The 8,657-nt window shown below is 25.9% G+C and carries 9 protein-coding genes; 5 read left to right on the forward strand and 4 right to left on the reverse strand.

The genetic code is table 11. The annotated features are described in order from the left end of the window. Positions 1–17 precede the first annotated feature (17 nt). Positions 18–185 carry a hypothetical protein gene (locus ACYUE0_RS09630; protein WP_460270356.1) on the reverse strand — a complete coding sequence of 56 codons (168 nt, stop codon included), beginning with the start codon at positions 183–185 and terminating at the stop codon, positions 18–20. Between the two features lie 265 nt (positions 186–450). Between ACYUE0_RS09630 and ACYUE0_RS09635 the strand changes: the two genes are divergently transcribed. Further along, positions 451–819, forward strand: coding sequence for a hypothetical protein (locus tag ACYUE0_RS09635; protein ID WP_061994506.1), 369 nt, complete (start codon positions 451–453; stop codon positions 817–819). A gap of 109 nt (positions 820–928) precedes the next feature. On the opposite strand, the gene ACYUE0_RS09640 is transcribed toward ACYUE0_RS09635, so the two are convergent. Further along, on the reverse strand, positions 929–1,477 hold the full coding sequence (locus tag ACYUE0_RS09640) for a pyruvate kinase alpha/beta domain-containing protein (RefSeq protein ID WP_460270357.1): 549 nt from the start codon (positions 1,475–1,477) through the stop codon (positions 929–931). 334 nt (positions 1,478–1,811) lie between these two features. Here ACYUE0_RS09640 and ACYUE0_RS09645 point away from each other — a divergent pair, with 334 nt between their 5' ends. The 3 genes from ACYUE0_RS09645 to ACYUE0_RS09655 all read left to right on the forward strand — a co-directional run bounded on the left by ACYUE0_RS09645 (position 1,812) and on the right by ACYUE0_RS09655 (position 4,814). Beyond that, the gene (locus ACYUE0_RS09645) at positions 1,812–3,506 is read left to right on the forward strand and encodes a M3 family oligoendopeptidase (protein ID WP_460270358.1); all 1,695 of its coding nucleotides are present in this window, start codon (positions 1,812–1,814) and stop codon (positions 3,504–3,506) included. Between the two features lie 158 nt (positions 3,507–3,664). Then, on the forward strand, positions 3,665–4,249 hold the full coding sequence (locus ACYUE0_RS09650; RefSeq protein WP_460270360.1) for a HutD family protein: 585 nt from the start codon (positions 3,665–3,667) through the stop codon (positions 4,247–4,249). Positions 4,250–4,457: 208 nt separating this feature from the next. Further along, positions 4,458–4,814, forward strand: coding sequence for a NifB/NifX family molybdenum-iron cluster-binding protein (locus ACYUE0_RS09655; protein WP_061994502.1), 357 nt, complete (start codon positions 4,458–4,460; stop codon positions 4,812–4,814). A gap of 62 nt (positions 4,815–4,876) precedes the next feature. On the opposite strand, the gene ACYUE0_RS09660 is transcribed toward ACYUE0_RS09655, so the two are convergent. Both ACYUE0_RS09660 and ACYUE0_RS09665 read right to left on the reverse strand, forming a co-directional pair. Next, a complete protein-coding gene (locus ACYUE0_RS09660; protein ID WP_460270361.1) occupies positions 4,877–5,743 on the reverse strand; it encodes a DMT family transporter in 867 nt (288 codons plus the stop codon). 234 nt (positions 5,744–5,977) lie between these two features. After that, the gene (locus tag ACYUE0_RS09665; RefSeq protein WP_164474736.1) at positions 5,978–6,121 is read right to left on the reverse strand and encodes a hypothetical protein; all 144 of its coding nucleotides are present in this window, start codon (positions 6,119–6,121) and stop codon (positions 5,978–5,980) included. 893 nt (positions 6,122–7,014) lie between these two features. Between ACYUE0_RS09665 and ACYUE0_RS09670 the strand changes: the two genes are divergently transcribed. After that, a complete protein-coding gene (locus ACYUE0_RS09670) occupies positions 7,015–8,346 on the forward strand; it encodes an APC family permease (RefSeq protein ID WP_460270363.1) in 1,332 nt (443 codons plus the stop codon). Positions 8,347–8,657: the final 311 nt, after the last annotated feature.

Genomic DNA, 8,657 nt, shown 5'->3' on the forward strand with positions numbered 1-8,657 from the left:
AAGTAAAGAGGGTAAATTTACCCTCTTTTATTCTTTATGATCTCCAAATCTTCTTTAGCCAGTTCTATTTTTTTAGCTATTTCATTTTTATCTTCTTCAGTTTTAGCACACATTTTTTCATATAATAAATCTGTAATTTCACTTGCTTTTCTACTTATTAATAATATATTTTCTGGTATTGACATTTATAGTTCCCCCTTTTTTTTTCTTGAAGTATAAACATATGAATAAGTCAATTTAGAAATAAATTTCAAAGTTTTCATTCAATTTCGTTGCTTTAGTGAAAGAAAACAATTATTTTCTTTCACTTTCTATACTTTAATTTATGTATTTACTATAGAATTGTTACTTTAGAAATAATAGTTAAAAGAAAGTTTGCTTTAACTTTTATTATATATATTGTAAAATTATAGTATGAGATATTAAGAAAGATGGATAGGGGGGAGTTCTTTGAAGAATTTTTTTCTTTCTTTATGCATTCTTTTAAGTGTTTTTTTAACAGGGTGTTTTTCAGATGAAGGGATGGAAACTTTAAATAAGGGGAAAAAATATTTAAAAGAGGATAACTATGTTGAAGCATTAGAATCTTTTGCTATAGCATCAAATAGATTGAAAAAACAAGATGATAAAGACATAGCAAAAGGATTATGGCATGTAACTAATGGATATATTAGAGCAAAAAAATTTTGCGTTAGTGGAGAGTATGAGGAAGCTGAAAAAATTATACTGGAAACAGAAAAATCTGAATTTTATGAATACACAAAAGATGATTTGGAAGTTTTGAAACAAGAAATAATAAAAAATAGTAAAAAAGATTAAAGGTTATAAATAACTTTTAATATAGATTAGACATATGAAATAAAATAATGATCAAGTAATTTGATCATTATTTTATTTCATATGTCTTGTATTTTTTATACTTTATTATTTAGATAGAACTAGGTTTGCAAATTATTTCTTCTATTTTAGTATCTAATATATTATTAGCATGGTCTGGTTTAATAATAATTGCAGTATCTGCACCATAATGAGTACCACCTATAGAAATAATTGGTTCTGCATAAGGGATTAAACCACTATCTGCAGCCATAATGGCAACTTCTACAGCAACTTTTGTTCCTTGACCAAACATTCTTAAAGTAGATGCTATTATTTCAACTGGAGATATGCCACCAAATTTTTTAGAAATTCCTCTTTCAGCACCACTTAAAACATGTGTAGTAGAAAGAACTTTTACACCTTTTTTGATTAAGTTTTTTCTAACATCGTCAGACATATCATTTTCTCCGCCATTTTTAAATCCATAAGCATGGGTTACACAAATTATGTTTATATCTTTTACATTTGAAAGAAGAGAAGCGGTCTCACCACTACTTGATGCCAAAACTATATGTTTTATATTCCTGCTTCGAGCAGTTTCAAGAGCTAATTCTAGTGTTTTTATTGTGTTTTCTTTTCCTGTTTTTTCAAAATACATTAATATACCTCCTTAAAATACTATAAATAATAAATTAATACCATTTTAACATGAATCTTAAAAATATAGTTAAACAACACCAATTTAAATTTATCTATGAATTTTAAAAAAATTTATTTTAAATTTACAATATATAAGTTGAAAGAGGGTTTTGTAGCTTCTAGAATAAAGTGCATTTGAATAGGTTTAACAATTAACTGAATTAATAAAATATTTAAAAAATTTATAAAATAAAATTTGAATTATATAAAATTTAGAGTATTATATAATAAAAGAAGTTTATTTAGTAATGATTTAGCAGTTTATATCAAAAGTAAAGTTTGGAGGTAATTTTATGAAATTTGAACAATACAAATATGAACGACCTAATTACGAAATGTATAAAAATAATATTTTGAATTTAATAGAAAAATTTAAAATTGAAAAAAATAGTGACAATCAGTTAAATATAGTAAGAAAAATAAATAAAATGAGAAATAATTTGGAAAGTATGAGTACTATAGCATCTATAAGACATGATGTTAATACTAAGGATAAATTTTATGATGAAGAGCGAGATTATTGGGATAGTTATGGTCCGTTATATGAAGAAATAAATTCAAGTTTCTATGAAGCTATAGTTAATTCTAAGTTTAGAGTAGAATTAGAAAAGGAATTTGGAACTCAATTTTTAAATTTAGCAGAGTTTTCATTAAAAGCTTTTTCGAGTGAAATTATAGAAGACTTACAACTTGAAAATAAATTAAGCTCAAAATATGCAAAGCTTATTGCATCTTGTAAAATAAATTTTGAGGGTGAAGAAAGAAACTTGTCATCTATGGGGCCATTCTTAATTTCAAAAGATAGAGATATTAGAGAAAGAGCTGGAAAATCAAAATATAATTTTTTTGTAGAGCACGAGGAAGAATTTGATGCCATATATGATAAGTTAGTTAAAGTTAGAAATAAGATTGCCAAAAAATTGGGGTTTAAAAATTTTGTAGAACTTGGATATATTAGAATGATGAGAAGTGATTATAATCCAGAAATGGTTAAAGTTTTTAGAAAACAAGTACTAGATTATATAGTTCCTGTTGCTAATAAGCTTTATGAAAGGCAAAGAAAGAGATTAGGTATTAATAAACTTGAATATTTTGATGAAAAATTTGAGTTTCTAAGTGGAAATGCAACACCAAAAGGGGACCCACAATGGATAATACACAATGGAATGAAAATGTACTCAGAGCTTTCAGATGAAACAAAAGAATTTTTTGATTTTATGGTAGAGGGTAATCTTTTAAATCTTGTTACAAAAAAACATAAAAAAAGTGGTGGATACTGTACTTATATACCAGATTATAAGGCACCGTTTATTTTTTCGAATTTTAATGGTACTTCTGGTGATGTAGATGTTTTAACACATGAAGCAGGTCACGCTTTCCAAGTTTATCAATCAAGATGGATTGAAATGCCAGAGTGTACTTTTCCAACTTATGAAAGTTGTGAAATACATTCTATGAGTATGGAGTTTTTTACTTGGCCTTGGATGGAATTGTTTTTTAAAGAAGATACAGAAAAATATAAGTTTATTCATTTAGGTGGAGCAATTAAATTTATACCATATGGAATAACAGTAGATGAATTTCAACATTATGTATATGAAAATCCAAATGCAACACCAAGGGAAAGAAAAGAAGCTTGGCGAAATATAGAGAAAAAATATTTGCCACACAAAAACTATGAAAAATGTGATTTTTTAGAGAGAGGTGGCTGGTGGATGCAACAGGGTCATATATTCCAAACGCCATTTTATTATATAGATTATACTTTAGCACAAATATGTGCTCTTCAATTTTGGAAAAAAATGATAGAAGATAGAAAAAGCGCATGGAAAGATTATGTAAGACTTTGTAACATAGGGGGGACTAAATCATTTTTAAATCTTGTAAAGTATGCTAATTTAAAATCTCCATTTGAAGAGGGTTGTGTAAGTTCTATAATAGAAGAAATAGGAGATTGGCTAGAAAAAGTAGATGATATTAAATTATAAGGAGTAAAAATTACTTCTTAAGTTATATATGCAAGAATTTTGTTTTTATATAAATTTTTTTAAATTTTAAAAATATAGAATTTTATTAAAAAAGATAGAACTAATTATATAATTAGTTCTATCATAAATATAGCTTAGTTAAGAGGCGAGGTATAGAAGTGGATATTAAAATTATAAAACCACATAAACAAAACATATCTAATTGGAGCGGTGGTAAAACTAAAGAAATATATATTTATCCTGAAAATGGGGACTATAAAGAAAGAAATTTTAAATTTAGGGTAAGCTCAGCTACTATCGAGCTAGAAACATCTACATTTACGAAATTAAAAAATGTAAAAAGATTAATAACAACATTAGATAATGATTTAAAATTACTTCATGAAGATGGGGCTATTATAAATTTAAAACCATATGAGATTTATAGGTTTTCAGGAGAATTAAAAATTAAAAGTTTTGGTAAAGTCACAGATTTTAATTTGATGTTAATGGGTGATGCTAGTGGAGATATAAGTGTTTTAAAAGGAAATGAAGAGAATATTCTAATAAGTAAACCTAATACAGCACAAGTATTTGTACTTTATACCATAGATGATAACGTTGTTATAAAAATCAACGAGAGTTCCATAATATTAGAAAAATATAATGCCATAGTAATAAAAAATGATAAAACTGAGAAGTTGACAATTCTACTAGAGAATAAAAAGAATGTTAAAGTTTTAGTTTGTAGTATAGAAGTGTAGATATGATAGATATAAAAGAATTTCTTAGAAAAGTTTAGATAATATACGGTTAATATATATAATACGGTTAATTGGTAGGATATATTAAAATACAAACTGAAAAAGTGTGTAATGAAGTTGGAGTTAGAGTAAAGTAACATGATATTATATAAATTGTGTGTATTATAAATTAGATTATGTATACGATTTTAGTTAGGGGGAAGAATTTATGAAAATTGCTATGCCTAAGAATGGAGAATATATAAATCAGCATTTTGGTAAAAGTGAAAGTTTTTTTATAGCAGATTTAGATGGTTCTAATATTAAAGAATGTAAAGAAATATCTTCAAAAGACTTGCAACATAATCATGGTGGCTTATCTGAACTACTTGTAAATGAAGGAGTTTCAGTTGTTATAACAGGTGGAATTGGACAAGGTGCCTATAATGCTTTAAAAGAAAAGGGATTAGAAGTTATAAGAGGAGTTAATGGCAATGTAAATGATGTTATAGCATCTTTTATATTAGGAAACCTTAAAGATAAAAAAGTTATATGCAACCATCATGGTGAAAATCATAGTCATTAAAATAAAATTATATGAATAGTAGCTATTTTAAAGGGAAAAAACAGAGGTATACCTCTGTTTTTTTATTTAATATTTAATTTGTCTAGCTTCTTACTATATAGAAACATATAAAATGATGATATAAATATTATTATATAACCAAACAAACTGAACTTATCTGGAGTTTGATTAAATACAATCATGCTAATTATAGCTGAAAATACTATATTTGAATAATCAAATATAGAAATTTCTTTGGCAGGTGCATATTTATAAGCAAGAGTTATTCCGAATTGACCTATAGTTGCAAAAGTACCAGCCATCAATAAATAAAAAAGTTGAATAACTGTCATAGGTTTATAACTTAAGACTAAAAAGGGGAAAAGTACTATTAAAGAAAAGAAGGAAAAATAAAATACTACAGTATAGTATTTTTCTTTTCCACCAAGGAATCTTACACAGGTATAGGCGGCTGCAGCAGATATAGCTGAAAATATACCTATAATATATGGAATCAAATCTATGCTTAATGCAGGTCTTATAATAAATAGTGCACCTAAAAATGCAATAATAACTGCTAGTATTTGATTAGTTTTAATTTTTTCCTTTAAAAATATAGCAGAAAAAATTATAACAAAAAATGGACTAAGTTTGTTAAGCATGTTTGCATCTGAAAGTATTAGATGATCAATTGCATAAAAGTTTAAAACTATTCCAATAGTTCCAAATGCAGATCTTAATAAAAGAGTTTTTTGGTTTTCCTTTTTTCCAAAAAAACTTTCCTTATTTTTTATGATTATAAAAAAAGATATTATACAAGAAATTAAATTTCTGAAAAAAGTTTTTTGAAAAGATGGTAGGTCGCCTGATAGTTTAACAAAAGCTGACATCATTGCAAAACCAAATGCAGATAAAATTATAAATAGTATTCCTTTATTTATATTACACATATTAAAATGTCCTTTCTTTGTAGATGAAAATAATAATCAATACTATTATGTACAATTTATCATTAAATTTCAAGTGAAAATGTATAAAACTATTTAATAGAATTAGAGTTTAAATATATTATTTTAAATTTTCAATAGGTGTAAAAAGCTTGTTATTTAAGTGTTATATAAATGTAGGAATTAAATTAAAAAAGAATATCTAAACTAGTTAAGATATTCTTTTTAAATTTAATTTTATTGATTTGTTTTTTTGCCTTTAGGATTTGATATTTTATGACCATTTATTATACCAACATCAGCACCATCTTTAGGATACATTTTTCTAAGTTCAGATTGAGTTTTCCAATCCTCTTTCATTCTATTTTTATTATTATCCATAATAAAACACATGTTAATGCTTTAAAATAAAATTAAAGTTATAATTTTTATCTTAGAGTACTAACAATCTCCTTTCTGTATTATATTTTAATAATCTTTATATAGTGATTGAAGTTCAGTTTAAAAATGTATAGTTTAATTTTGTACTCTTATTGTTTACAAAAATAATAAAATTATTATATAGATTTATATGTGAAGATAAAAATTAAAAATTTAAATTTTGAAAAGAAATATTCAGAAAAATAATATGAAAAGATAATATCATTGCAATTGTATATTGGAAGTATTTTGAGTTGATTATAAAAGTATAAAAAATACATAATTACTATTAAAATAAATTTTTAATAGTAATTATGTAAGAATAATAAAAGACAATAATAGTGTAATAATTTCAAAAAACGTCAAAAATATGTATGTTAAAAATTTATTGACTTTAATGGGGTAAATACCTTGTTATATTTTTTATGGAAACAATATAAAATAGTAATAACTAAGAAAAAACAAAAAATAAATAGAATAAAGTTCTAAAAACAAAATTAAAAATTTTCTTATATCCACTTCAAAATTTCAAAATAATAAAAATATGCAAAAAAAATATAATAAACATTTAAATTTAATTTAAAATTTTCATTATTAAGAAATTTATTACTAAAGAAAGATGTTATTTATAAAATAGAATATGGGGTTAAGAACGCTACAGATAAAGAATAAATATTTTGATAATTTCATTAAAAAGTTAGATAAAAAAATAACAAAAAATCATTATTTTTTTGAAAAATGTGTTGCATCATCGACAATTTTCGAGTACAATAACATTGCAATTCAAAATAACTAATTAATCAAATTAGTCAAAAAATTATTCAAAAATCTTTTACAGAAATGGAGAGAAATTAATGTCACAAGAAAACAAAAGAAGTATGGGCTTAAAAGAAGCTATCTCAATTGTTGTAGGGGTAGTTATCGGTTCAGGTGTGTTCTTTAAAGCATCTGTAGTTTTTAAAGAAGCTGGATCACCATTGTTAGGTATCTTAGCATGGTTAATTGCTGGTCTTATAACTATTTGTGCAGGATTAACTGTTGCAGAAATAGCATCAGCAATACCAAAAGAAGGTGGGCTTTACGCTTATTTAACAGAATTATATGGCGACGTTGTTGGATTCTTGTATGGATGGGTTCAAGTTGTTATATATTTCCCAGCAGTAATTGCAGCTAGCGCAATTGTTTTAGCAGAAACTGCATCACCATTATTAGGTGGATTAAGCGCAACACAACAAAAATTATTAGCAGTTGGTTTAATAATTTTTATGGCATTAGTACATATGGTGTCAACTAAGTTAGTAGGTAAAGTTCAAGTTATAGCAACAGTTGGAAAACTTTTACCATTAGCAGCTATTATAATATTTGGTATTATCAACGGTAAAAGTGGAGAACTTTCTACAATTTCATTTAACGGATTTACAGCAGGCGGATTTGGAGCTGCGTTAATAGGATGTTTATGGGCTTATGATGGTTGGATAAGTGTTGGTACTTTAGCTGGTGAAATAAAAGAGCCAGAAAAGAACTTACCAAAAGCTATAATTGGCGGATTGACAATAGTTATGGCTGTGTACGTACTATTCAGTGTTGGTATAATAAAAACATTACCGATGGATCAGGTTATAGGTTCAAGTGCAGTTGCAGCTGATACAGCATCAGTGTTATTTGGTTCAATTGGTGGAGTTATTATTTCACTTGGTATGTTGATTTCTGTTTTTGGAGCTCTAAATGGAAACATGATGGCTGGATCAAGAATGCCAGTAGCTATGGCTAAAGAAAGAAAATTACCAGCTAGTGCTGTTTTAGAACAAATTAATCCTAAATTTGGTACTCCAATAAATTCAATAATATTACTAAGTGTAATAGCATTAGTATATGTTGCAAGTGGATCATTCCAAGCATTAACTGATATGATAGTATTCGTATTATGGGTATTCTTCGTAATGGGAGTATTTGGAGTATTCTTAGTAAGAAAGAGAAAAATGAACGCAAGTTATAAAGTGCCTTTATTCCCAATAATACCATTAGTAGGTATAATTGGAGGTATATATATAGTAATAAGCTGTTTAACTTCAAGCTTTACTAACGCTGTTGTAGGAACAGTTTTAACATTAGTAGGATTACCAGTATTCTTATACTTAAAGAAAAAGGACACAAAAGAAACAGGTTCTGGAAAGAATGTTGCTTAATTATAGATTGTAAATAATAAGGTTGTTTTTAACTTAAAAAAGGTTGAGACAACCTTTTTTTATTTAAACAGTTCTGTAAAATCTTTAAGTGGTTTAATATAAAGTATATATTAAATCACTTAGTTTATAATAAATAATTAGTTAGAGAAAGATATATTGTTATATAGGGTTCCAAGTTGACTCTTAAAATTATCCATTCCAAAACTTGTATACCTAAAATAGTGAGACATGTTCCGAATCACCTAGAATTCAATGCTGAATCTTGTATGAAAATATTTTAAAGTTATTGAATAAGTTTAAATTGGAGCTTG

Source organism: Clostridium sp. CTA-19, assembly GCF_054767855.1.

Coding starts and splice junctions, on each gene's coding strand:
- ACYUE0_RS09630 (WP_460270356.1), bottom strand. CDS start 185: ATGTCAATACCAGAAAATATATTATTAATAAGTAGAAAAGCAAGTGAA.
- ACYUE0_RS09640 (WP_460270357.1), bottom strand. CDS start 1,477: ATGTATTTTGAAAAAACAGGAAAAGAAAACACAATAAAAACACTAGAA.
- ACYUE0_RS09645 (WP_460270358.1), top strand. CDS start 1,812: ATGAAATTTGAACAATACAAATATGAACGACCTAATTACGAAATGTAT.
- ACYUE0_RS09655 (WP_061994502.1), top strand. CDS start 4,458: ATGAAAATTGCTATGCCTAAGAATGGAGAATATATAAATCAGCATTTT.
- ACYUE0_RS09660 (WP_460270361.1), bottom strand. CDS start 5,743: ATGTGTAATATAAATAAAGGAATACTATTTATAATTTTATCTGCATTT.
- ACYUE0_RS09665 (WP_164474736.1), bottom strand. CDS start 6,121: ATGGATAATAATAAAAATAGAATGAAAGAGGATTGGAAAACTCAATCT.
- ACYUE0_RS09670 (WP_460270363.1), top strand. CDS start 7,015: ATGTCACAAGAAAACAAAAGAAGTATGGGCTTAAAAGAAGCTATCTCA.